This window comes from Staphylococcus lugdunensis (genome assembly GCF_002901705.1).
Taxonomy (GTDB): domain Bacteria; phylum Bacillota; class Bacilli; order Staphylococcales; family Staphylococcaceae; genus Staphylococcus; species Staphylococcus lugdunensis.
In genome coordinates, this window is record NZ_PPPV01000016.1 from 212,736 (window position 1) to 237,390 (window position 24,655).

General features: G+C 34.0%; 24 protein-coding genes and 1 pseudogene. 19 read left to right on the forward strand and 6 right to left on the reverse strand.

Translation table 11 applies throughout. From position 1 onward, the window contains the following. Window positions 1-179: 179 nt before the first annotated feature. Entirely contained in the window at window positions 180-767 is a 588-nt protein-coding gene (locus tag CD041_RS07915; protein WP_002478730.1) for a TetR/AcrR family transcriptional regulator, read from the forward strand. Window positions 768-986: 219 nt separating this feature from the next. On the opposite strand, the gene yut is transcribed toward CD041_RS07915, so the two are convergent. Next, window positions 987-1,883: an urea transporter gene (gene yut, locus CD041_RS07920; RefSeq protein ID WP_070648147.1), complete on the reverse strand. Its 897-nt coding sequence runs from the start codon at window positions 1,881-1,883 to the stop codon at window positions 987-989. Window positions 1,884-2,091: 208 nt separating this feature from the next. On the opposite strand from yut, the gene CD041_RS07925 reads away from it, so the two are divergent. The 12 genes from CD041_RS07925 to CD041_RS07980 all read left to right on the forward strand — a co-directional run bounded on the left by CD041_RS07925 (window position 2,092) and on the right by CD041_RS07980 (window position 12,111). Further along, on the forward strand, window positions 2,092-2,394 hold the full coding sequence (locus CD041_RS07925; RefSeq protein ID WP_002492818.1) for an urease subunit gamma: 303 nt from the start codon (window positions 2,092-2,094) through the stop codon (window positions 2,392-2,394). A gap of 12 nt (window positions 2,395-2,406) precedes the next feature. Continuing rightward, complete coding sequence (locus CD041_RS07930) at window positions 2,407-2,814, forward strand: urease subunit beta (protein WP_002478727.1); 408 nt, start codon at window positions 2,407-2,409, stop codon at window positions 2,812-2,814. Then, window positions 2,814-4,529 (forward strand): urease subunit alpha, encoded by a 1,716-nt coding sequence (gene ureC, locus CD041_RS07935; RefSeq protein WP_070864781.1) that lies wholly within the window; start codon window positions 2,814-2,816, stop codon window positions 4,527-4,529. Before CD041_RS07930 ends, ureC begins: the two co-directional genes overlap by 1 nt. A 12-nt stretch (window positions 4,530-4,541) precedes the next feature. Next, on the forward strand, window positions 4,542-4,994 hold the full coding sequence (gene ureE / locus CD041_RS07940; RefSeq protein ID WP_002460241.1) for an urease accessory protein UreE: 453 nt from the start codon (window positions 4,542-4,544) through the stop codon (window positions 4,992-4,994). Beyond that, entirely contained in the window at window positions 4,987-5,676 is a 690-nt protein-coding gene (locus CD041_RS07945) for an urease accessory protein UreF (protein WP_062078021.1), read from the forward strand. The genes ureE and CD041_RS07945 overlap by 8 nt, the downstream gene beginning before the upstream one ends. A 13-nt stretch (window positions 5,677-5,689) precedes the next feature. Beyond that, window positions 5,690-6,304 carry an urease accessory protein UreG gene (ureG, locus tag CD041_RS07950; protein WP_002460243.1) on the forward strand — a complete coding sequence of 205 codons (615 nt, stop codon included), beginning with the start codon at window positions 5,690-5,692 and terminating at the stop codon, window positions 6,302-6,304. Beyond that, window positions 6,304-7,161 (forward strand): urease accessory protein UreD, encoded by an 858-nt coding sequence (locus CD041_RS07955; RefSeq protein WP_070481636.1) that lies wholly within the window; start codon window positions 6,304-6,306, stop codon window positions 7,159-7,161. Before ureG ends, CD041_RS07955 begins: the two co-directional genes overlap by 1 nt. 319 nt (window positions 7,162-7,480) lie before the next feature. After that, entirely contained in the window at window positions 7,481-9,043 is a 1,563-nt protein-coding gene (locus tag CD041_RS07960) for an ABC transporter substrate-binding protein (protein WP_070864780.1), read from the forward strand. After that, window positions 9,036-9,995: an ABC transporter permease gene (locus CD041_RS07965; RefSeq protein ID WP_002460247.1), complete on the forward strand. Its 960-nt coding sequence runs from the start codon at window positions 9,036-9,038 to the stop codon at window positions 9,993-9,995. Before CD041_RS07960 ends, CD041_RS07965 begins: the two co-directional genes overlap by 8 nt. Then, entirely contained in the window at window positions 9,985-10,752 is a 768-nt protein-coding gene (locus tag CD041_RS07970; RefSeq protein WP_002478721.1) for an ABC transporter permease, read from the forward strand. The genes CD041_RS07965 and CD041_RS07970 overlap by 11 nt, the downstream gene beginning before the upstream one ends. Then, window positions 10,719-11,492 (forward strand): ATP-binding cassette domain-containing protein, encoded by a 774-nt coding sequence (locus CD041_RS07975; RefSeq protein ID WP_012990747.1) that lies wholly within the window; start codon window positions 10,719-10,721, stop codon window positions 11,490-11,492. Before CD041_RS07970 ends, CD041_RS07975 begins: the two co-directional genes overlap by 34 nt. Beyond that, window positions 11,479-12,111, forward strand: a complete 633-nt coding sequence (locus tag CD041_RS07980) for an ATP-binding cassette domain-containing protein (protein ID WP_070648144.1) — start codon at window positions 11,479-11,481, stop codon at window positions 12,109-12,111. Before CD041_RS07975 ends, CD041_RS07980 begins: the two co-directional genes overlap by 14 nt. 271 nt (window positions 12,112-12,382) lie before the next feature. Here CD041_RS07980 and CD041_RS07985 read toward each other — a convergent pair whose 3' ends face one another. From CD041_RS07985 to CD041_RS08000, 4 genes and pseudogenes are all read right to left on the reverse strand, one after another. Next, on the reverse strand, window positions 12,383-12,829 hold the full coding sequence (locus CD041_RS07985; protein ID WP_002460251.1) for a DUF2871 domain-containing protein: 447 nt from the start codon (window positions 12,827-12,829) through the stop codon (window positions 12,383-12,385). Between the two features lie 181 nt (window positions 12,830-13,010). After that, a pseudogene (locus tag CD041_RS07990) lies at window positions 13,011-14,353 on the reverse strand (MATE family efflux transporter). Window positions 14,354-14,453: 100 nt separating this feature from the next. Then, on the reverse strand, window positions 14,454-14,882 hold the full coding sequence (locus tag CD041_RS07995) for a MarR family winged helix-turn-helix transcriptional regulator (RefSeq protein WP_070648142.1): 429 nt from the start codon (window positions 14,880-14,882) through the stop codon (window positions 14,454-14,456). Between the two features lie 331 nt (window positions 14,883-15,213). Continuing rightward, window positions 15,214-16,491, reverse strand: a complete 1,278-nt coding sequence (locus CD041_RS08000; protein ID WP_002478717.1) for a YhgE/Pip domain-containing protein — start codon at window positions 16,489-16,491, stop codon at window positions 15,214-15,216. Window positions 16,492-16,647: 156 nt separating this feature from the next. On the opposite strand from CD041_RS08000, the gene CD041_RS08005 reads away from it, so the two are divergent. Together CD041_RS08005 and CD041_RS08010 are read left to right on the forward strand one after the other, a co-directional pair. After that, a complete protein-coding gene (locus CD041_RS08005) occupies window positions 16,648-17,262 on the forward strand; it encodes a TetR/AcrR family transcriptional regulator (RefSeq protein WP_002460256.1) in 615 nt (204 codons plus the stop codon). A 68-nt stretch (window positions 17,263-17,330) separates the two neighbouring features. Further along, window positions 17,331-18,272 carry a magnesium transporter CorA family protein gene (locus tag CD041_RS08010; RefSeq protein ID WP_002460258.1) on the forward strand — a complete coding sequence of 314 codons (942 nt, stop codon included), beginning with the start codon at window positions 17,331-17,333 and terminating at the stop codon, window positions 18,270-18,272. A gap of 154 nt (window positions 18,273-18,426) precedes the next feature. On the opposite strand, the gene CD041_RS08015 is transcribed toward CD041_RS08010, so the two are convergent. After that, complete coding sequence (locus tag CD041_RS08015; protein ID WP_002492840.1) at window positions 18,427-19,869, reverse strand: sucrose-specific PTS transporter subunit IIBC; 1,443 nt, start codon at window positions 19,867-19,869, stop codon at window positions 18,427-18,429. 156 nt (window positions 19,870-20,025) lie between these two features. Between CD041_RS08015 and CD041_RS08020 the strand changes: the two genes are divergently transcribed. The 4 genes from CD041_RS08020 (at window position 20,026) to CD041_RS08035 (ending at window position 24,293) form a co-directional block, all read left to right on the forward strand. After that, window positions 20,026-20,409 carry a YbgA family protein gene (locus CD041_RS08020; protein ID WP_070648139.1) on the forward strand — a complete coding sequence of 128 codons (384 nt, stop codon included), beginning with the start codon at window positions 20,026-20,028 and terminating at the stop codon, window positions 20,407-20,409. A 739-nt stretch (window positions 20,410-21,148) separates the two neighbouring features. Further along, window positions 21,149-23,254: an AraC family transcriptional regulator Rsp gene (gene rsp, locus CD041_RS08025; RefSeq protein WP_070815469.1), complete on the forward strand. Its 2,106-nt coding sequence runs from the start codon at window positions 21,149-21,151 to the stop codon at window positions 23,252-23,254. Between the two features lie 62 nt (window positions 23,255-23,316). Next, entirely contained in the window at window positions 23,317-23,745 is a 429-nt protein-coding gene (locus CD041_RS08030; RefSeq protein WP_080606519.1) for a pyridoxamine 5'-phosphate oxidase family protein, read from the forward strand. A gap of 203 nt (window positions 23,746-23,948) precedes the next feature. After that, the gene (locus CD041_RS08035) at window positions 23,949-24,293 is read left to right on the forward strand and encodes a DUF4889 domain-containing protein (RefSeq protein ID WP_080606518.1); all 345 of its coding nucleotides are present in this window, start codon (window positions 23,949-23,951) and stop codon (window positions 24,291-24,293) included. Window positions 24,294-24,655 lie beyond the last annotated feature (362 nt).

The following is a 24,655-nucleotide window of genomic DNA, read 5'->3' on the forward strand; positions in this document are numbered from 1 at the left end:
TATTTTTTAATTTTAAAGATGAAAAGTAGTAAACTATAAGTAATTATTCAGAAAATAAATCTACCCTTCTCTTATATTATAAATAGATGAAGGTCTATTATTGTGAGGCATTTATATGTGTCTGTAACTTAAGCGACATTTACGAAAAATTGTCCTATATCGTATTGGGAGTGAATATAATGAATAAACAAGATTTACGTGTGCAAAAAACACATCAAGCACTCATGACAGCTTTTCATCAACTGCTAAAAACAAAGACTTTTGAACAAATCACGATTCAGGATTTATGTCATAAAGCAAATATTAGACGGTCAACCTTTTATCGCCACTTTAATGATAAATACCATTTACTTAATCATGTCGTCGGGATTTTGATTGACCATTTCAGAGAACTGTACTTACCTGAAATTAATCCAGATAACCCAAGACAATTTTTTGAAAAGCTAATGACTGATATTTTAACATTTATTCATCATCATAAAGATACGGTTCGTAGCGTTATTACTTTAAATTTTTACGGAGAAGTTTATAACATTTTTTATGATCAAATCTACGCAGCAGTAAAGAAGCAAATCGATTTTGATAAACAAAATGGTCAATTTTATGTAGACGTCACGATTTATAGTGAGTTTTTAACGGGTGGTATTTTAAGTGTTATTACAAATTGGATTCAACATGGTCAACAACAACCTATCGATAAAGTAGTAAATGAAATTGTAACAATTATTTGTGGTGCTAGAGAAATCCATTTGAAGAAATTGAAATAACGTAAAAAAATTTTTAATCCCCAATAGAGACAGACTCAGTAGAATTTGTCTTTATTGGGGATACATTATAACCATTTCATTATGAATAACATGTTTTATTTTTAAAGGTTAATTTATGAATCATTTTTTGTCGGCTTCCATAGTCGGTTAATTCATTTCTGGTATAAGCGTGCGTTTTTTGAACATTCACTTTACGCTTCTTGCATGTTTTTGCATCACTTAATTTTCATTTGACATTTTTCCCGCAAACAACACGAGCCACGTGGCAAAAATAAATGGTGCCGTTAATATAGGTAATCCAACTGGCGTAAGCAACGTTGCTAGGGCACCATGCATCACAATCGTTAACAGCAATCCTGTGATAACTGCAATATACTTATTCAATTTAGTCATGAATGTTGCACCTAAAGCAATCCCTGTAAGGACAGCATTATATCCATATAAACCATTTGCGATGGTTGGATAATCTCCACCTAATAATGCAATACATGCAACTGCAAATATACTTGAAATTAGCGCATATACTCCACCCTTAATTGAACCTAAAAAGATACCAATCAATATCAACACACTACCACCAATAGATGTCACTAAGAAAATTTCACTAAAATTCGTCGTTATGCCACTTAACCAACTTATATGATGGTGGCTAATCACTGGATGTTTAACATGTAGGGGTAAAATATCAACAGTAACACTTAATGTTGAAAACTGAGTCGTCATTGCTAGGATTAACCAAGTCATTAAGACAAATGGAAAGGTTAACATAGGAACGCCATAAGACTTTAAAAATTCACGTGTAGCAGCACCTACTGGCAACGTTAAAATAACACTAATAACTAAAACAATCCAAGCGATAGTGGTTGATTGTAAGAATAACGCCAGTCCAATCGCTGTTAGTACTGAGTTATAACCTACTAATCCATTGTGAATTTCCTCGGCACTATAATTAAAATATGGTGCCAACAAAACTGACAATGCACTGCCTAATGCTGCAGCTAAACCCAATTCCCAATCCGCCACAAATAATCCAATCAAAATAAATAATCCAGTCCATTTACTATTAATCAAGACTACTTGAGCAATGTTCTTCAAAAACACATCTATTTTTTCCACAAACTCACCTTACTTATAAATTTTTGAGATAATACAAATTTTAGCATTTTAATGCTGTGAAAAAAATATTTTTGTATTAGTTATAATTTTATAACAGCAATTTGATGTATAAAAATTTATTAAAAATAGTAAAATACTTGTTAAACTCCTTTAGTAGTTCTAATATGGTTTATGCACTTAAATTTAAATTTAGAAAGAAGGAATTGATTTGCACTTTACACAGCGTGAGCAAGATAAATTAATGATAGTTGTTGCCGCAGAAGTAGCAAGACGCCGTAAAGCACGAGGCTTGAAGCTTAATCACCCTGAAGCACTTGCCCTGATTAGTGATGAATTATTAGAAGGGGCTCGGGATGGCAAAACAGTAGCTGAGCTTATGAGTTATGGTAAAACAATTCTAAATGAAGAGGATGTTATGGATGGCGTAGCAAGTATGATAACTGAGCTTGAAATAGAAGCGACGTTCCCAGACGGCACGAAACTTATCACTGTCCATCACCCTATTGTATAAGGAGGCAAATTTATGATTCCTGGAGAAATTAAAGTCAAAAACACTGATATAGAAATTAATCAAGGTCATCCAGAAACTGTTCTTACAGTTAAAAATACTGGTGATCGTCCTATCCAAGTTGGTTCTCACTTTCACTTTTATGAAGCAAATAAAGCTTTAAAATTTGAACGTGAAAAAGCTTATGGCAAACATTTAGACATTCCAGCAGGTGCAGCCGTTCGGTTTGAACCAGGTGACGAAAAAAAAGTACAACTTGTTGAATATGCTGGTCATCGTAATATCTATGGTTTCAGAGGTATGGTCAATGGCAAAATTGATGAAACACGCGTCTATCGCCCTACTGGTGAGCATGATAGCTATGCTGGTGTCTTCAATGACCAAGGTGAAGAAAACCTTAATAAAAAAGGAGGACAAGATTAATGAGCTTTAAAATGACGCAATCTCAATATACAAGCTTGTACGGACCAACTGTAGGTGACTCAGTACGACTTGGTGATACTAATTTATTTGCACAAGTTGAAAAAGATTATGCCAATTATGGTGATGAAGCGACATTTGGTGGCGGTAAATCTATCCGTGATGGCATGGCACAAAACCCAAACGTCACTCGAGATGATCGCAAAGTGGCTGATTTAGTGCTAACGAACGCCCTTATCATTGATTACGATAAAGTTGTAAAAGCAGATATTGGCGTTAAAAATGGCTATATTATGGGTATTGGTAAAGCCGGTAACCCTGATATTATGGACAATGTAGACATTATTATTGGTGCAACCACAGATATCATCGCTGCTGAAGGTAAAATCGTAACTGCAGGTGGCATTGATACACACGTGCACTTTATTAATCCTGAACAAGCTGAAGTTGCACTTGAAAGTGGTATTACAACACACATTGGTGGTGGCACAGGTGCTTCTGAAGGAACGAAAGCAACAACAGTGACACCAGGTCCTTGGCATATCCATCGCATGTTAGAAGTAGCTGAAGCGCTACCAATTAATGTCGGGCTCACTGGCAAAGGTCAAGCAGTCAATCATACAGCTTTAATTGAACAAATACATGCTGGTGCCATTGGCCTCAAAGTACATGAAGACTGGGGAGCAACACCTTCAGCATTGCGTCACGCATTAGATGTTGCAGATGAATTTGATGTACAAATTGCTTTACATGCTGACACCTTAAATGAAGCTGGCTTCATGGAAGATACAATGGCAGCCGTAAAAGACCGTGTACTTCATATGTACCATACTGAAGGCGCTGGTGGTGGACATGCACCCGACTTAATCAAATCCGCATCATATCCAAATATTTTACCGTCCTCTACGAATCCTACATTACCATATACACAAAATACAGTTGATGAACATTTAGACATGGTCATGATTACACATCATTTGAACGCTTCAATTCCAGAAGACATTGCATTTGCTGATTCCCGTATTAGAAAAGAAACCATTGCTGCCGAAGATGTCCTTCAAGACATGGGTGTCTTCAGTATGATTAGCTCTGATTCTCAAGCGATGGGACGTGTGGGCGAAGTGATTATACGAACTTGGCAAGTCGCACATCGTATGAAAGAACAACGCGGTGTTTTAGAAGGCGATACAGAATATAACGACAATCATCGTATTAAACGTTATATCGCAAAATACACAATTAACCCTGCCATTACACATGGTATTTCTGATTATGTGGGTTCAATCGAAAGTGGAAAATTAGCTGATTTAGTCATGTGGGATCCTATCTTCTTTGGCGTTAAACCTGAGCTTGTAGTTAAAGGTGGTTTAATCAATTCTGCTGTCAACGGTGATGCCAATGGTTCTATACCAACATCAGAACCTCAAAAATATCGTAAAATGTATGGCCAATATGGTACAAACATACAACATACAGCCATTACATTTGTTTCTACCACGGCTTATGAAAATGGTATTTATAATCTGCTTAACTTGAAACGTATGGTACGTCCAGTACATGGTATACGTAACTTATCCAAAAAAGATATGAAGCATAACCACGCAACACCAAAATTAGACGTAGATCCACAAACATACGAAGTATTTGTTGACGGTGAAAAAATTACAAGTGAAGCTGCGACTGAATTACCACTAACTCAAAGATACTTCTTATTCTAGGAGGATATGTTAATGATTATTGAAGAAATACAAGGCAATATTGCTAATCTTACTGCAGAAGAAAAAAGTAAACATATTGAAAAAGTGTACCTTGAAAATTCAGACTTGGTTAAACGTATTCAACGCGTGACAACAGATCATGGCACTGAACTTGGTATTCGTTTAAGACAGCCTATCGATCTACAATATGGCGATATTTTATATCAAGATGAGACGAATATGATTGTCGTAGATGTTAACTCGGAAGACTTACTTGTTATTCAACCACGCACATTACAAGAAATGGGAGACATTGCGCATCAACTCGGTAATCGTCACCTACCAGCACAATTTACTGAAACTGAAATGCTTGTCCAATATGACTATTTAGTAGAAGACTTACTTAAAACATTAGGTATCCCCTATAGTCATGAAGATCGAAAAGTAAATAAAGCATTTAGACATATAGGACATTCGCATGATTGATCATTCACATTTAAGACTATTCCAGTTTTGTGATTCACAGTTTCCAACAGGTGCGTTCAGTCATTCATTTGGGCTTGAAACTTATATTCAACGCGATGCAGTTAAAGATGCTGCAACATTTAAAGCATGGTTACAATTATTCTTAGATGAACAATTGACTTATTCAGATGGCTTAGCTATGCGCCTCGTTTATCAAGCTTTGGAAGATGGAGATACCGAGAAACTATTAAAAGTCGATCGCTTAATCTTTGTACAAAGTCTCCCTCGCGAAACACGCGTAGGCGCCAAACAAATGGGTACGCGCATGGCGAAATTAGCCAATGAGCTTTATGACAGTGAATGGATGGCTTGGTATCTTAAGCAAATGGCTGAGAAGCAAGCTAAGTTGCATCCAGCTATCTGTTTCACCATATTAGGACATTATTTAGGTGTAAATATCGAAACAATTATTGATTATTATCTTTATCAAAATGTTTCCAGTTTGACTCAAAATGCAGTCCGTGCCATTCCACTTGGCCAAACAACGGGTCAACAAGTTGTGAAAGACTTGATTCCTTATATCGAACATACGCGACAACATATTTTCACATTAAATGAGGAAGATTTCGGTATTACAGCACCGGGTCTAGAGTTGAACCAAATGGAGCATGAAAATGTTAATGTGAGAATTTTTATTTCTTAGGAGGTTATAAGTTATGGCAAATCCAATTAAAATTGGTATTGGCGGTCCTGTTGGTGCAGGTAAAACGCAATTAGTTGAAAAAATAGTGCGCCGTCTGTCTAAAGATTTAAGTATCGGGGTTATTACTAATGACATTTATACGAAAGAAGACCAAAAAATATTAGTGAATACTGGCGTATTAGCTGAAGATAGAATTATTGGTGTTGAAACAGGCGGTTGCCCACATACAGCCATCCGTGAAGATGCTTCAATGAACTTTGCAGCCATTGATGAGTTGTTAGAACGCAATGAGGATATCGAGCTAATCTTCATCGAATCTGGCGGCGATAATTTAGCAGCAACATTTAGTCCTGAACTCGTTGATTTTTCTATTTACATTATTGATGTGGCCCAAGGTGAAAAGATTCCACGTAAAGGTGGACAAGGTATGATTAAATCTGACTACTTTGTAATTAATAAAACAGATTTAGCTGAATTTGTTGGCGCGTCTTTAGATCAAATGGCCGAAGATACAAAAACATTTCGTGGTAATCGACCTTTTACCTTTACAAATCTTAAAACCGATGATGGTTTAGATGATGTGATTGAATGGATTGAACGTGATGTATTACTTAAAGGATTAGCTTGATGGCTGATAAAGCAAAGCAAGACATCGAACCATCTTGGACAGGTCAGCTCGATTTAACTGTCTTTCATAATGGCAAGCGTTCGGTTGCACGCAATATCTTCTTTGAAAAGGCATTAAAAGTGATGCGCCCTGTCTATTTAAATCAATCTAAAATTCCCACGTTCTATATTGTTAATGTGGGTGGCGGCTATCTAGATGGCGATTGCTATCGTATGAATATTAATATTGATAACGGGGCAGCAGTCACGCTTACATCACAAGGTGCCACGAAAATATATAAAACATTAAGCGATCGCGTTGAACAGTATCAAACGTTTAACATTGCGCAAGATGGCTACATGGAATACGTTGCAGATCCTATTATCGCTTATGAAAATGCGAAGTTTTTCCAACATAACGTATTTAACTTAAAAGATAATGCCTCTATGTTTTATACAGATATATTAACACCTGGTTATTCAACAACTGACAAGAACTTTACGTATCATTATATGCATTTAATTAATGAAATCTATATAGATGAAGCATTAGTCACTTATGATAATTTACTCATGGATCCAAACAAAACCAATATGAATTCAATTGGTTATATGGAGCACTATACACATATAGGGTCAGCCTATTGTATTCACCCGAATATAACACAAAAGCTTATCGATGAGGTCTATGCCCAGATTAAAGATTTTACACAAACGTATGATTGTCGACTTGGTATTACACAATTGCCAACACACGGTTTTACCGTTCGCGTGCTCTCAAACATGACTCAAGACATTGAGACAATTCTATATAACGTTCAAGCTTATATCGCAGATAAATTATATCATCGTAAGCTAGATTTCTTAAGAAAATATTAAACTCAAGAACAAGCACCTTATCGTTGATATTATTTCTAACAATAAGGTGCTTGATTTTATGAATGGCGATGATTTATAATTTTCAGCTTATGTTTGCGATATAAACTTTTTAACAATTTAAAATAAGCGTGAGTCTAGTACATCATTATATTTTAGACTCTGATATTGGCAGTAGTTGACTGGATTGAAAATACGCTGATACCAAGCTTTATCAAACCTAGTCAACCTTGGCGGGGCAGGACTACGAATTCATAATGAATTTTTCCCGTTCCCTGCTTATATCAATTCAATATCAATATAATCGAAAGAAGGTTAAATAATGAAAAAGCACATGTTGTTTTCACTTTCCATGTGTGCTGTACTCATCCTAAGTGGTTGTGGGTATCAACACCGTGATAATAAAGAAGTAACATTGTCACTACCACGAGAATTTAATCCTAATCAACTTGATGCACAAGGATTTGATGTACCTATGCCAGTGTATAGTGCAGTGTATCAATCGCTCGTAAAATATGGTGAAAATGGCAAAATAGAACCTGGACTAGCTAAATCATGGGACGTATCAAATGATGGTAAAGATTATACCTTTCATTTAAAACAGCATGTAAAATTTAATGACGGATCTAACTTTGATGCATCAGCAGTCAAATTTTCAATAGAAAGAGCCAAAGCAACTGATAAGACAGATCCTATGGAAACGTTGGATAAACTCAAATCCATTACTGTCAAAGATAAATATACTGTGGAGATTAAACTTAAAAAGCCTTCTAACCAAGTGTTACCAGAGCTTACCCAGATTAGACCACTGCGTGTAATGAGTCCGCATGCAGTTCAAGGCGGTAAAATAACTGGTAAATTTAAGAAAGCAATCGGCACTGGGCCTTTCAAAGTAGCCGGTTCGACAAATGAGACGGTGACGTTTAAACCCAATAAATATTATCGTAATGGCCATCCATTAGATTATCGTCTTACTTTTCAATCGATTGAAGATAGTGATTCACGACATCTAGCGATTGAAAGCCATTCCATTGACATTACTGGTGGCGCATTAGGTCAGATGACACCGCAACAAGTTAAGGAATCTTATCGTAACAAGCATTTAACCGTACATAAATATCCAAGCACTGAAACGCAATTTATGGGTTTCAATCCAACTAACAAAGTATTACAAGATAAAAAGATGCGCGAAGCAATAAGTAAGGCTATCAATGTCAATTATCTTTCTTCAAATAAAACGTTAAAAGGTTTATTCCAAAGTGGCGTGCAATATGTAAATAATGCTAATCAAAATGACCATACGTATGCCCCAGCTGAAGCGCAACGCTTGATTAAGCAATTAGGTTATACAAGAAATGGTGATGGTTACTTCGAAAAGGACGGTAAAGTACTTTCACTGAAACTCGCCCTTCAAACGGACGAATTTCCTGAATGGAAAATGAAAGCTGAAATCATGCAACAAGCATTGAAAAAAGCAGGCATTAAGTTGGATATTAATGTCTTAGATGCACAAACCTATTATGAAACATTGACGGTACGTAAAGACTTCGATCTTATCTATTATCGTAGTTATACGAATGGGTTGATGCCTTATAATTTCTTGAATGCACGTTTTAAACAAAATGGTAAACAGCCAGGGGCTTTTGCGGATAATCAGAAATTAACATCAATGATAGAACAATTTCCTACAATTATTAATACGCATCAACAGCAACAAGCCTTTAACCGATTGTCTAATTATATTGACAGCCAATATCTTGCTGTGCCTATCGCATACCCTAATGAAACATTTGTTACGAGTCCTAAGATTAAAGATTTCGACTTCTCTGGACAAACGGACGCACCTATAAACTTTGATAAATTGAAGGTGTCAAATCATGATTAATATCGTTAAACACATCATTAAACTAATGATTTATTTGCTCATTATTTCATTTATACTATTTATTCTGTTAGAAAACACAACCGGCAATCCGGCGATTCAATATTTACATGAACATGGTGTTGCTCAAATTACTCAAGAACGCATCAAGTTTGCGCAAGATAAACTTGGCTTGAGCCAAGCTTTGCCCGTTCGTTATGTTCAATGGGTTGGCAATGCCTGTACTGGTAATTTAGGAACAAGCTTTAGCAATGGTGAACCCGTTACTGAACGAATTATCAAAGCAACTGCGCCAACACTTAAATTAATTTTAGGGTCAGCGATGATTCTATTTCCACTTGGTTATATTATTGGATACATATGTGGGAATCATCCAAATCACCTATGGTCAAAAGTCACTACACGTATTGCTCAAATCATCACATCATTACCTGAATATTGGTTAGCGATTATCTTTATTTATTACTTTGGCGTGAAGTGGCACTTATTCCCTTTTGTAGGAAGTAATAGTTGGGCTTATTTTGTACTTCCGATTACGATTTTAGTACTCGTTGAAGGGAGCCATATGATTTTATTAAGCAGCCACCTTTTTGAACAAACATTATATAGTCAACCTTATCAATTAGCTCAATTACGTCACTTCAAATTAAAAGATCGTATTTATTTACAACTGAAAGAAATTTTAGCACCGTTGTTGACGATTACAATTAACAATTTCATTCACTTATTTAGTCGTATCATTATTTTAGAAGTAATTTTTAGTATTTCTGGTTTAGGAAAATTATTAATCAATGGTATAAATATGCGTGATTATCCTTTAATTCAAGGTATCTTAATGATGATTATATTCATTATTTTACTTCTCAATTTCTTTGGAGATATTTTACTTGAAAAAAGTGATCCTCGACTAAAAATGTCTAAAACGTTAGGAGGCCATATAACATATGAAAATTAAGTACTGGATATGGCCTGTCATTATTTTAATTCTAATCATGCTTACCTATCTATTATATGATCAAGCAAATATGATTCATCAAACAGCAGCACTTATGCCACCCACTTGGTCACATTGGCTAGGGACAGATCATTTAGGCCGAGACTTTTTAACTCGCCTCTTTGTAGGAAGTATGGTCACATTGGGATTAACCTCGTTTATCTTAATTGGTACAGTGATACTAGGCCTTATTCTAGGTTTATTGTCAGCAATGATTGGTCACTGGTTTGATTCCATCATGATGGCCCTGGCTGATATGTTAATTGCTTTACCAGCCATTATAATTGCCCTCGTTGTACTTGGATTTATGAATAATTCTATTTTAGGCTTATGCTTTGCCTTAATTATTGGCTGGTTAGGACGTTATTTACGTTATTTTAGAAATTTAGCACGCGATGCGCAAAAGCAACCTTTCGTCAAATATGCGCCATTGAGCGGTTTATCTAAGCTAGAAATAATTATCTATCATATTGTACCTCATTTATTAAGCAATGTGATGGCCTTAGTTACTGCAGATTTCGGTAAATTAATGCTTAGTATTTCTGGTTTAGCATTTATAGGTTTAGGCGTTAAGCCACCCCTACCTGAGTTAGGCGCCATCCTTTATGATGGTAAGAGTTATTTCTATTCTGCACCTTGGCTATTCTTTTTCCCAGGTGTCTTACTAGGAGGTTTCGCATTGATATGTCAGTATCTCAACCGTCGTTTCATTCATTAAAGTCGCTATTACATTTGCAAGATGTCTCTGTCTATCATCATAAAGTTGCTTTACTAAAACAGCTTAATTTAACAGTTAAAGAAGGTAGTTTTCATTGTTTAGTAGGTGAAAGTGGCAGTGGTAAATCATTATTGGCGCGCACCGCACTAAACATGCTACAACCTGAGCTTCACTACACTGGACAAGTGGACATTAACCTTGAAGATACGGATGCAATGTTCCAAGATACAAATAGTAATTTCTTTCAAAATGTGCGTATCCAAAAACATTTCGACGCCTTGTTTGACTCGGTACATTCTAAATTATCAAGACAAGAACAGCATCACTTTGTTGAACGCCAATTTAATCATCTTGGTCTCAAAAACAACTCGAAATTACTTGACTACTACCCTTTTCAACTTAGCGGTGGTATGGCACAGCGCATTGCATTAATTATGTCTATTGTACGAGAAGCCAAATTTCTCATTGCTGATGAACCAACAAGTGCATTAGACTATGATAATCGAAATCATTTAATGCTTTTATTACATCATGTGATACAACAACATGGTATGACAATTCTATTTATTACGCATGATTTAGAACTTGTCATAGATTATGCAACACATATCAGCGTGATGTACGAGGGACAAATCGTTGAAAGTGGTACCTCTAAAGAGGTTTTAACGTCCCCTCAACATCCATATACTCAAAAGTTAATTGACTTAGCAAATAGGAGAACACAATATGTTACAGATTAAGCAATTAAAAAAATCGTATTCTGACAAACAAATATTCACGAACTTCGATTTAACTGTAGGTAATGGTGAGCATTTAATCATTAGCGGCGTAAGCGGGAGTGGCAAGTCTACATTAGCTCAAATCATAGCAGGTCTAGATAAAAACTTTCACGGTAGTGTCAGTTATGACAACTTAGTTCTAGGTAACGTCTCTGACATTGAATGGATGAAATACATTCAATATGTGCCTCAGTATAATGCAAGTACTTTAGACCCTTTAAAGTCAGTGGCATGGATACTTAAACAACCTTTGAAACACTTTGATATACCTGTTAGTGAACATTCAGAGCGACTGCATCAAGTAATACGACAATGTAAAATAGATGATCATTTACTAAACAAAAGAGTAAGCCACTTAAGTGGCGGCCAATTTCAACGTTTATGGATAGCTAAAGCATTGCTAGTTAATCCCGATATCTTAATATTGGATGAAGCGACAACAAATTTAGATGTCATTAATGAAGAATTGATATTACAAATGTTGCGGGAAATGAAAGACTTGCAACTCATTGTTATCACACACGATCCTTATTTATTAAACAGTCTTCCAGGTAAACATTTAGAAATTGCACATGCGTAAGCAATTGAATATGGTATGAAAATGACTTTATAGATATCAAAGCAGTATATTGATAGTACTAAATCGTCGACTGTCATGACCTACCCAGTATTCTCGTCACAATACGAAATACATTTATTTTGAAAAATAAGACGCTACGTATAATTAAATACACAACACTAATTAAAAAATGCATAACAAAAATGGCAGTTTCTATATTATTTCAATAGAAATTGCCATTTTTCTTTAACTCTAAAACGATTTATGTTCTAAATTATTGCATTTATCTTGATTAATGTTTGTCTGTTTTATGTCCTGTTCTAGATTCTGCTTTGGGCTCTGTTAAGGCAGCCTGACGCAATAAGAAAAAGAGTAATAATAAGCCGGCCAACATACCAGTGTGCCCCATTCCTGCAAAGCCTGAAAATGATTCCGGCACATGTTTACCCATGACTTGGAATGAACCTTTTGTAGCCATCATACCAATTGTAGTCAATACGCCAATATTATAAATTACAAAGAACCAATTAAATAAATAATAGCTACTTAATTGAAAGACTTTTTCCAGCCCAATAAGTATTAAAAACATGAACATGCCTAAAATCAATGTATGTGTATGTACGACTGATAATTGTGTATCACCAGTAAAGTTATATGCTTTTGTCAATTCCCGATAGTAAAAGCCACTTAATAAACCTACAATCATATACGTTAAAAATGCATAAAGTAATCTGCGCATCTTCAATCCTCCCTCACATTCTTATTATAAAATAAAATGAATTTCTTTAAAGTGACAAAATAAAGAATGTTCCACTTTTATGTCCCAGACTGTTCTTTTACAATAAAGAAGCCAGTAAATGAAGTTATAAAAATCATTTACTGGCTATTTTTCTAGAAATCATGCCCCAGATTTCACTTTACTACTCTGCTTCTATTAATGTACTTTTATCAACGGTAAGTTGATTGCGTGATAAGTAAACAATGAACAAATTGTTTCAGCCACAAGTAATGACCATACTACACCTGTTAAACCGAAGTATTTATCTAACACAAAGAGCACTGGAATAATAATAAGTCCTTGTGCTAACGCCATAATCATCGCACCACGCCCTTGACCTGTCGCTTGTAACATCCCTATGAATAAGAAACCAATACCATTTAGTAATAATGATGTCATCGTTACTTTTAACATAAAGGTTGCTAATGCCACAATGTGTATATCGGTACTAAATAGTTGAACAATTGATGTACCAAACAACATCACGATAACCATGCTTACTGCGAAAATCACACCAATTGAAAGTACAACCGCTTCAATCGTATGTTTCATTCGTTCTTTATTTGACATAAAATTATAAGCAATAAGCGGTACAACACCTTCAGCTAAGCCCATAATAATAAGTTCAGGAAATTGTACTAATCTAAATGAAATACCATAACTTGCAATCACTTCGTTACCATATTTAGCTAAAAACAAATTGAGTATAAGTCCTGTAATACCCATTAAAACAACCATTAAGAAAGCAGGAATACCGATTTTAAAGATATCAACCATAACTTCTTTGCTTGGCAACGCTTCTTTAATATTTGCTGAAATAATATCCTTTTTTACTACAAAATAAATAATAAAGAATAATGCAGCTACAACATTTGAAATTGCTGTTCCTAAAGCAGCTCCTACAACATCTAAATGAAAGCCAAAGATTAAAATAGGGTCTAGAATCATATTTAATACCACACTAGAAAGCATACCTGCCATAGATATCATTGGTTTACCAATTGCTCTAGCAAATTGTTCTAACACAAAGAATAATATGACAGCTGGCGAACTCAAAAACATCACTTTCAAAAAAGAACTCGTAAAGTGTACAGTCTCTCCACTTGCTCCCAATACTTGCGCGATTTGATCTGTAAATGGAAAGGCAAGTGCAGCTACAATAATACCTAATATAAGGCTACTATATATTGAAAAACTACTAATCACTTTACTTTTACTATAATCTTTCGCACCTAACATACGAGAAATAAACGTTCCCCCACCTACGCCAAATAAATTACCAAAAGCCATTAACAAAGCAAAAATCGGCATTGTTAAAGAAATTGCAGAAATCATATGACTGTTATCTAAAAATCCAATAAAGTAAATATTTAAAATACCATATATCACACTTAATAATGAACCAATCATCATAGGTAATGAAAAGTGCATCATAGATTTAAATATGGGTGCTTGTTCAAAATAATATATTTGTTCGTCTTTCATTTTCAAATTCTCCCTTAAATTAATTCGATATCTAATAATTAGATATCTAACTATATATTTAAAATTTAAAGTGACCATGATAGCCATGTATCACTTATTATTATGACTCTATTGCTAAATTGTTTAACATTCGTTTAAAGTAATTTTGTAATTGTAGCTTTTCAACATCAGAAAAATCTTCTAACATTTTTTGTTCAACTTCATCAAATATACCGATAAATGATTCTACAAAAGCTGTTCCTTCTGTCGTTAAGCGTAATATTTTACGTCTTGAATCTTGTGCATCAACCGTACGATAAATCAAATCCATCTTTTCCAAATTCTTTACTGTTGCACTAACAGTAGCGCCTTTACGATTAAAGGCTTTAGAAAGATTCTGTTGTGAAATCCCATCATGTTGATGACGATATAGATAGCCTAGCGTATGGCTTTGTTCTTGTGTAATGCCATACTCATCAAGCTTACGATCAGCATAACGTTTCATCTCATGTGCGAGTGTTCTGATTAAATATTGATACGTATAATTCATATTATGACCTCATTAGTTAGATATCTAACGATTATCATACGCTCTTTTTTAAAATAGTCAACCGATATATTAAAGTTTAAATTTTCAGTTTATATTCAACTGTTGCCGAATGCCCATTAGGGACATCATTATGTTTTAGGCTATGAACTAAATTTCGGCAGTAGTTGACTGGACTGAAAATACGCTTATACCAAGCTTTTTTCAATCCTAGTCAACCTTGCCGGAGCGGGACTATAAATTCATAATCCATTCTGTCCCGCTCCCAAGAAACGCAAAATGCTAATCACTGCACTTTGCGTTTCAAATTTTATATTGTAAATGTATTAATATCTTATGATGGTACTTCGGTACGTTTTGTACTGTGTTTTCTCACTAAAGCTGCAACTAAACTTGAAATCGCTCCAAAAATCATAAAGCCAATCAACATCCATATCGTTGTTGAAAATTCGATTTGATGATTTAAATAAATCAATTCCTTCAAACTTGTGGCGTAATGCGTGAACGGATTCCAATCATAAGCATAATGTTGATAACCTTTAGGTAACATTTGTTTCGGTAATGTGACCATTTGCATACTAAAGAACATTAGAATGAAGAATAATGGTATTGATTTCATTCCTAACCACACCATCACACCTAAAATCAATCCTACAAATCCAAGAATTGACAAACCTACAAACACTGCAATACGCACAGGATGATCAAAGTCAAAGCCAAGTACATCTTTCATAAAATAAATATAAGCAAAGCTACCAGCAAATGCTGATACCGCAGCCATAATCATTTGACCAAATGAAGCGATGACTCTATGCTGAATTGCAAAGTTATTACTCGTTCTAAAGGCAAAGAATAATAAGATAGAAATAACTAATGAGCCTATCCATACTGGCATAAACATTAAGAATGGTGCATTACCTCCACCTTGATGGTCTTTCACTTTATTTACTGTATGACTATCCACGTTTACTGGATTCGTTAATCCTTCGATATCACTTGCTTTAACATCAACATGCTGTTGTTCCAAAGTATTAATGCTTTGTTTTGTAATTTGTTGGTTAATATTTTGCCCCATTTTCGTTAAAACGCTATTAGCCAATTGTGAACCTTGCAAACTTGAACCTTGGCTGACATACGTTTTAAATTGAGCTTGTTTCACGTCAACTTTTTGGTTACCCATCTTTTTCTGCATTTGTTGCACAGCTTGTGGTGGAATTTCACCAGATGCAACCTTTTCTTTCATTTCTGCTTTTTTACTATCCATCACAATCTTTTGCGTTTTGCTCATCGCATTTTTAGAAAAGTCTTTATTGAAGACAGCAGCACCGTAATATTTTTCATCCTTCATGCCTTGCTTTAAGTCTGCTTCATTTTTAACTTTAACCCATTTAATAGTGTCTGAGTCACTATTTAATAATTTATCTTCTAATTTATCTCCAATATTTACTTTTTTACCTTGTATATTAATACCTTCATCATGATTAACAATTGCGATAGGCATTTCTTTAGGTTTTGGATTATATGCTGGATAAAACGCTAATGAAAAGATGATTAATAGTAAAATCCCTGCAATAGGCGCAATCCATAATAATTTGCTTTTAAAAATATTCATCAAACTTACCTCCTTTATAAAACAACGTGTTGAATATTTATCACGTTGTTTATTATAATAGGTATGAACAAATAAACAATAAGCAATGTATGACAAAGTGTACGTTAATGAACACATTCGTTCAATTTGTCTTATAACTAGGAGGTTTCAGTAATCGTGAAAGAAGATCGTCGCATTAGACGGACTAAATCTGCCATTAAAGAGGCATTTATTGATTTGTTAAATGAAAAAGAAATCGAAAAAATTACGATACAAGATATTACTAAACGTGCCGATATTAATCGGGGGACATTTTATTTACACTTTGAAGATAAGTATCTACTATTAGATGAAATGGAAAATGAATGTATCGCTGAAATTTCCAATGTAACAGAATTTTACAATGTCTTAGGTAACGATGCTGAAGAAACGGGACGCTTATTTATTAAAAATGTACTAACTACTATTTTTCATCATATTGATCGTAACATCAACTTTTATCGCACAATTTTAAAATTAGACCGTACAAGTCGCTTGGAAGAAAAAATGAATTCATTATTCAAAGAAAACATGCAAAATTATTTGAGTGTAGACCATGTTATCGCTGGCATACCCGAAATGTATTTCTATAGGTATGTGTCCGGTGCCACGATTTCGGTAATGAAGTATTGGGTTCAAGACCCCGAACGCTTGCCTGTGGATGAACTGATTTTATATATTTATAAAATTGTCTACAATGGCCCCTTACGTCTTTTATCAGAACATCGCCATCATATGCATCAACATGATTGAGCACAAAAAGTTAAAGTGTGGTAAAGTATTAACAACTTAGTAAGTAATATTGAAAGGAATCAGTAAGTATGATTGCAGCATACAAACATTTAACACAAAATGAAATAGTAGAAACAGATTTGGACCACGCACCTTCTTGGATTAACGTTGTAGAACCTGACCGTGATGAGGCAGATGCGCTAATTGAGCGTTATCAAATTCCCGAAGACTTTATACGTGACCCTTTAGACGCAGAAGAAAGTGCACGTATTGAGTATGACGAAGACTCTGGTTATTCACTAATTATTATTGACTTACCTATTGTCAATTCAACCAATCGACGTGTGCTGTCATTTGTCACGATTCCACTAGGTATTATTATTGGAAATGGCATCATTATGACTGTCTGTGATGCTGAAAATGAATTTTTAGAACATTTTGCGCGACAACAAGATATTAATCTGAAATTCCATAGTCGTTTTGCTTTAAATATATTATTAACCATTGCGAATCATTATAATCGCAACTTGCGTTTGTTGAACAAATCAAGAATTCGCATTGAGCGTGAATTGAAAAATAATATTACGAATCGTCAGCTATATAATTTAATGGAAGTTGAGAAAAGTTTAGTTTATTTCTTAGCTGCATTAAAAGGAAATGATACAATTATCAAAAAATTATTCCGTTTACCTGCGATTAAACGTTTTGAAGAAGATGAAGATTTATTAGAAGACTTAATGATTGAAAACAATCAAGCGATTGAAACAACAGAATTGTATACACGTATTTTAGAAAGTATTACCACGTCATATGCTTCATTGTTGTCTAATGAAATGAACAATATTATGAAAACTTTAACGTTGTTTACCGTATTACTGACCTTACCAACTTTAGTCTTTAGCTTCTTTGGTATGAACGTCCCGTTACCGATTGACGATCACAGTTACGCCTCTTGGATTATCGTTATAGTCGTATCATTAATTTTAGTCACAATTGTTGGCATCTTTTTATGGCGCAAACAAAAAATATAATAAACAGGTTAGGACATAAATCCGAAAAAAACGGCAGTAAGATGATTTTCAATTAGAAATTATCTTACTGCTGTTTTCTATTTACAATACGACACATGAAAACATTTTTGGCGTTGTAATTTTAAGACGTTATATTTATGTCTTAAACAATTTTCTATGATTTAACGTCTTGATAAGCTTTTCTACGTGATAATATAATAGTCAGCCCTGCTGCGATGATAAACGAAATCACCATTCCAATAAAGTAATGTAACCATCCACTATGAGATGCGCTGATTGAAATAAATCCAGGTAACCCCGCTGTACCAAGCGCAATGGCTTTAACTTTAAAGAATGAAATATAAGCTGCTCCAAAGGCTGAGCCAACAATTGCGCCAATAAATGGGTATCTTAATTTTAAATTAACCCCAAACATGGCTGGTTCAGTAATACCAAGTAACGCTGAAATTCCAGCAGCAGATGCTACACCTTTTAATTTTTTATTTTGTTTAATAATAAAGAAAGCTGCTAACGCTGCACCACCTTGTGCCACGTTTGACATCGTCGCAATTGGAAAGATAAATGAACCTCCTGTATTTTTCACATCTGCAATCAGTGTTGTTTCAACAGCAATAAAGCTATGATGCATGCCTGTAATAACGATTGGTGCATAGAATAAACCAAAGATAAAGCCACCAATCGCACCTCCAAATTCATATAACCATGTTAAACCATCAGATAACCAATAGCCTAACTGACGTGTAATCGGTCCAACAAATAAAAATGTTAAAAATGCTGTTGATAAAATAGCTAATAAAGGTGTTAATAGGTTATCTAATACCGTTGGAATGACTTTACGTAGTCCTTTTTCAATATTTGCTAAAATATAAGCTGCAAATAACATAGGTAATACTTGGCCTTGATAACCTACTTGATTAATATGTAATCCAAAGATATCCCAATGTGGTATCGCTTTTCCCGCTTCCACTGCCTTTGGAAAATCATAGGCACTCATCAATGATGGATGTACTAAAATCATCCCTAACGCTGCCCCTAAAAATGGATTTCCACCAAAGCGTTTAGCTGCACTAAATCCAATTAAAATTGGCAATAACGTAAATGGTGCATTGGCAAAGATATCTATCATACTTGCTAAACCAGCAAATTGGTCATGCTTTTCAATAAGCGATTGACCTTTATAGAACAAATCTGGCGCGGTTAAAATATTATTAATCCCCATTAATAAACCGCCAGCAACAATCGCTGGAATAATCGGAACAAAAATATCAGATAACATTTTGACAAAACGTTGTAGTGGATTCAAATTTTTAGCAGATTTCTCTTTAACCTCTGAAGTTGTTGAAGCTTCTTTTCCTGTTATTTTTTCTAGTTCAGCAAACACATGGTTTACGGTGCCTGACCCAATAATAATTTGATATTGTCCGCCTGTTGAAAACGTCCCTTTCACTACATCCATTTGCCCCAATTTCGTTTCATCAACAATACTTTCATCCTTTAACACGAGTCTGAGTCTCGTTGCACAGTGTGCCATGGCTTCTAAATTCTCTTCACCACCTATAGCTTCAAGAATTTCTTGTGCCGCTTGTTTATAATTCATGCAAGATGCCTCCTTTAAAAATAGAACCGGTTCCAATAACTCACTTTCATTGTAAACGCATACAATTACAAAAGCAATAGTTGCCACAAAATTTTAACTAATTAAATCTTTTAAATATGGGTAAAAATGCTATAACTAATGTAAGGAGTCGATACGATGAAAACACGTGGTAAAATCGAACAATTATGGCGCCAAGAAAAATATCATGTGATGATGCATAGTCAACAACATTATAATCATATACGTGCAATGCTTAAATCAACACCAACTTATGCTGAGGTTGAATCAGCAATCAATGAAGCACTGTCACAATCCCCTACAATGGGAAGTATGATTAATTGCTACGATCATATGTGGGGCTATTTTAAATCCAAAGCAACTGACGCAGAAAAACAACATGCACAATACTTAAAGCACGCTTTTCAACAACAGCAAGTGTCATTTGATGTGTTATTAACATTTATAAAATCATTAGCTGACCGTTATCATGTACACTATTTACAACAGAGTCATATATTACAACAGCGCCCTCATCAATAATATTTTGATAAGGGCGCTTTGGATATCCATGGGCTGTTATTTAACACAAAATTTCTATAATAAACAATATTGAATTAAGAAGAAGTAAACCATATAGAAAATTCGTTTATAAATATGAACCGCTGACGATACATTAACATCTATGTCTGGGGAGTATTGACAACTGTAATGATATCTTATTACTACTTATACTTAATGATTAGGTTGCGCTAGAAGCTATTCTCTGCTGCTGATTCTGTGTATATGATGCATAAGTCATTCTACAATCATGACAACGTCTCATGATGTTATTCTATGATGTTTGTTCTATAAAATATGTGACGTCATTTAATTGAATAATAACTATAAACCTGCTTCTGTTGCCATATACATTACATGATGATTTGCGATGTCAATTGTCGTAACAGGTTCATGACATTGTTCATTGCTGTTGTTCATAGGTGCTATTGTGTTAAATCACATTACCAATTTGATTCAAATTGATATCTTTATTATGCACAAAAAAGCATGTTTGCAACCTATTAAAAATTTCCAAAATGTAAACACCATATTTCTAATTCGACTTTTAAGTTGTGCAAAACCGAAAATTTTAAGCTATTTTTCATGAAATTTGCTATATTTTTTTAAAATTTACTATTACTATTTAGGTTTCTTTCCGCTATAATAGCAAATATTATTCACAAAACATGACTTTTTCTTGTTGCGTGTACACGAATTTTATTTTAGGAGACCATATTAAATGACTTGCACTTTAGTAATACATGAACGTTTATCAAGCGCTCCCTCGCGCAACATTAATCAAATTATTTTACTTTTTTCACTAACTAATGAACTTCGCATGACAATAAATAGCTCGACCTTTGACTTGGACAATCATATCGCCATCATTAACCATGGAGATATATTTAATATTGAACAAGGTCAAAATATCGTAGAACTTCGCATTCCACTCGTGTATTTTTATATGAAAGATACTCAATTCTTTTATCACTATTTTGATCGACATCTGTTGCAATCAAACTTGTACATTAAATCACTATTATTTAATCGTATCCATCAGCATGTTAGTGATGAGATTGACGATGATGATACGATATCAAAGATTATCCAAACACTTTTTAAAGAAGCAGTAGTGAAGCATCCATCTTTATATACACCTCGTATGTCAGTCAATCATCCGAGTTTCACTAAGGCGTTGACATTTATCAATCAGCACGTGTTATCTTATATTACTTTAAGTGATGTTGCACAGCATTGTAATATTTCCGAATCTTATTGTTCAAATCTTTTCGGTCGTTATTTGCATATGAATTTCAAAGAATATTACACAACGTTAAAACTATGTCGCGCACTTCATTTGCTGTTAACAACTCGTTATTCTATTAGTGCAATAGCGACAGAAATTGGTTTTACAAGCCATACTAATTTTACAAATCAATTTAAAAAGTTTTTAAACTTTAGTCCAAAACAATTTCGTATCCGACTGCAAAACATTGTGGACAAACCACAATTACATTTTACTCAAGCTATTCCAGATCATCTTTTGTCCTATATTAATCAAAATACACGACTTGAACAATTAGCTATTGAAACAACTAATATTCATATTGATTATTTCAAACCACAACAACAGACACAAACTGCAACTGCTTTTATTCGCTTCAACACGTTTAATGAACTCTTTCATTATCTTTTCAATGAATATTACAATATTGACTTATCGTATTTACCGCATCCTGCTGTGCTAATCAATGACTTGTCTAATGATTGGATGCAACATTTAAATCAAAATTTACTCAACCTAAGTATTGAAAAGTTGTTTGATAAGAACATCAGCTTAGCGTTAACCATTAAAAGTAAGCAACAATTTGATAGTGTGTATCAAATGATTTTAAATTTCTTAAACGACACACAAGATTATAAGAAACATCTAAAACAAGTTAAGTTTATGCTGATATTTGATAGTGCATCCATGACACCACACGATATCCATCTTGCACATTTAAAGCTTAAAAATAAACATAAAAATATTAAATATGGCCTTATCATAGATGGTTTACTGCGTCATTTTAAAACAGTTCAGGAGACGTATGACTTAATGCACAGAATGAACTTTCATTTTTACTTTATTGATATAGAGAATACCAACATCAAAAATTTACTTGTTGATAAAACGAAAGGTTTCACACATACAGCAACGCATTTTGAAAACTATTTGCGCTTTATACAAGAATCACAAATACCTTCTTATAAATTTGTGTATAGTCACCTCTCAAAGCGGTGCTTTAAATATACGAATAATGGAAGTCTTCCATTACAATTATCTGATTTAGTTTGTCACCTTACACAATTGATGAAATATGGTGGTGGTATTTGTTATCGTCTCTTTGAAGATGACTCCCTTGACATTGCTCTATTTAACAAATATGGTAGTTTGAAACCGATTATGCACTTATATCAATTTGTTGCTGCTTTTATGAATGAACCGATCGAAATTACAAATAATTATATGTTAAGTCGTAAAGATGGGGATTATCACTTTTTAATCTTTAATAAAATAAATGACCGTTATTTATCAGACAATAAACAAATTTTCAAATTAAATAACCGGTTAAATACGCAAACACAATTCATTATGCAGACATTAAATCACGAGCATGGCATGATAGCCAACTTATTACCTCAAGATAATAATCCACGATATATAGAAAAGCATATTTTGAAACATTTAGACCGCAGTAACTATCCTAAAACTGAATTATATATTCAGCAAATACAGCATGAAACGCGAGAAATTACATTAAAGCACGATGAAGTCAAATACTTGTGTATCAAGCCAACCTAAGTAAAGATCAACGTTTATTTCTAATTATTTTGGGCAATACCATTATTAAGGAGATGATTCATTTGGATAAAGCACAAGCAATACAAGAGATGACTGATGTCTTAAACACTTCTAAAGTAGGCGTACTTTCTACGGCCTATCATAATCAGCCAAACAGTAGATACATGGTATTTTACAATGATGGCCTTGAGCTATACACTAAGACTAATATTAATTCAATCAAAGTAGCTGAAATACAAAATAATCCTCGTGCCTATATCTTGTTAGGATATAACGATACGAAACAGCGTAGCTTCGTAGAAATTGATGCCAACATCGAAGTTGTAACAGACCAACAAACGATTGATTGGCTATGGGAAACACAAGATAAAAGTTTCTTTTCTTCTAAAGATGATCCTGAATTATGTGTCTTAAAAGTGACGCCTAAAACAATTAAATTAATGAATAATCCTGATTTAGATACCCCAGCAACACTGGACTTATCCGAATAAGCGAATTAACAATTAAAGGAAAGCCTGTTATCTTGAAGTATAAGACAAACAAGCTTTCCTTTTGTATTTACTGATTAAAGCATAAACATGTTATCAAATTTTGACATTTTTAAATTTTAAGTCAGATTTAAAATAATTCAATATTGCATTCTTTGAGCAGGTCTTGTATAAATAAAATAACAATATATAAAGGAGATTCTAACATGAAAAGTAAAAAGGGATTAGGAAATACATTAATCGTAGTAATGCTTATTGCTTGCGTTGTTTTAGTTGTTCTCATGATGACTGGCGCTAAGAAAGATACGTATTACGGTATTATGAAAAATGATACAACAATTGAGAAAATGGTTAGTGAAAAAGACCAAAAGGTAGAAAAAAATGTCAAACTTCCAAAAGACACAGATGCAAACGTTCATAAAGGAGATTTTGTCTTGCTTGTTAAAAATGAAAATTCAGACGAATTCTCTCGTGTATCTAAAGTGAAACATGATGATATTCCACACGGTTTAATGATGAAAATCCACGACATGAAACATATGCATCATTAATTTTGCATAGAATACAATAAATCCCCAGCTTGATTGTATACTGAACCCCAATGGTTGTAATTGGTTCAGCACATACTTAGCTAGAGCCCTTGACTGGATTGAAAATATGCTGATTCAATCCTAGTCAATCTAGCCGGGGTCTGGGACATTAAGTTCTTAAACAATGTAAAAAAGACAATTTCTATTAAAATTATTTGATAGAAATTGTCTTTTCTCTTATGTATTAGATAATATACAGCTCGTTATCATTTTAGGGGGATAAGATGTAGCCCCACGATGGTGTTTGAATTCATTGAATTCATTATCTGGGATTGTTTCAACAATTTCATTTACATATCGAGAAATATCATTTGTAGGAATAA

Excerpts from the sequence above, each read along its gene's own strand:
- CD041_RS07965 (WP_002460247.1), top strand. The coding sequence starts at position 9,036 with ATGATTAATATCGTTAAACACATCATTAAACTAATGATTTATTTGCTC.
- CD041_RS07955 (WP_070481636.1), top strand. The coding sequence starts at position 6,304 with ATGGCTGATAAAGCAAAGCAAGACATCGAACCATCTTGGACAGGTCAG.
- ureE (WP_002460241.1), top strand. The coding sequence starts at position 4,542 with ATGATTATTGAAGAAATACAAGGCAATATTGCTAATCTTACTGCAGAA.
- CD041_RS07975 (WP_012990747.1), top strand. The coding sequence starts at position 10,719 with ATGTCAGTATCTCAACCGTCGTTTCATTCATTAAAGTCGCTATTACAT.
- CD041_RS07930 (WP_002478727.1), top strand. The coding sequence starts at position 2,407 with ATGATTCCTGGAGAAATTAAAGTCAAAAACACTGATATAGAAATTAAT.
- CD041_RS07985 (WP_002460251.1), bottom strand. The coding sequence starts at position 12,829 with ATGCGCAGATTACTTTATGCATTTTTAACGTATATGATTGTAGGTTTA.
- CD041_RS07960 (WP_070864780.1), top strand. The coding sequence starts at position 7,481 with ATGAAAAAGCACATGTTGTTTTCACTTTCCATGTGTGCTGTACTCATC.
- CD041_RS08020 (WP_070648139.1), top strand. The coding sequence starts at position 20,026 with ATGAAAACACGTGGTAAAATCGAACAATTATGGCGCCAAGAAAAATAT.
- CD041_RS08000 (WP_002478717.1), bottom strand. The coding sequence starts at position 16,491 with ATGAATATTTTTAAAAGCAAATTATTATGGATTGCGCCTATTGCAGGG.
- CD041_RS07945 (WP_062078021.1), top strand. The coding sequence starts at position 4,987 with ATGATTGATCATTCACATTTAAGACTATTCCAGTTTTGTGATTCACAG.
- CD041_RS07915 (WP_002478730.1), top strand. The coding sequence starts at position 180 with ATGAATAAACAAGATTTACGTGTGCAAAAAACACATCAAGCACTCATG.
- ureC (WP_070864781.1), top strand. The coding sequence starts at position 2,814 with ATGAGCTTTAAAATGACGCAATCTCAATATACAAGCTTGTACGGACCA.
- CD041_RS08035 (WP_080606518.1), top strand. The coding sequence starts at position 23,949 with ATGAAAAGTAAAAAGGGATTAGGAAATACATTAATCGTAGTAATGCTT.
- CD041_RS07995 (WP_070648142.1), bottom strand. The coding sequence starts at position 14,882 with ATGAATTATACGTATCAATATTTAATCAGAACACTCGCACATGAGATG.
- ureG (WP_002460243.1), top strand. The coding sequence starts at position 5,690 with ATGGCAAATCCAATTAAAATTGGTATTGGCGGTCCTGTTGGTGCAGGT.
- rsp (WP_070815469.1), top strand. The coding sequence starts at position 21,149 with ATGACTTGCACTTTAGTAATACATGAACGTTTATCAAGCGCTCCCTCG.
- CD041_RS08015 (WP_002492840.1), bottom strand. The coding sequence starts at position 19,869 with ATGAATTATAAACAAGCGGCACAAGAAATTCTTGAAGCTATAGGTGGT.
- CD041_RS07970 (WP_002478721.1), top strand. The coding sequence starts at position 9,985 with ATGAAAATTAAGTACTGGATATGGCCTGTCATTATTTTAATTCTAATC.
- CD041_RS07980 (WP_070648144.1), top strand. The coding sequence starts at position 11,479 with ATGTTACAGATTAAGCAATTAAAAAAATCGTATTCTGACAAACAAATA.
- CD041_RS08010 (WP_002460258.1), top strand. The coding sequence starts at position 17,331 with ATGATTGCAGCATACAAACATTTAACACAAAATGAAATAGTAGAAACA.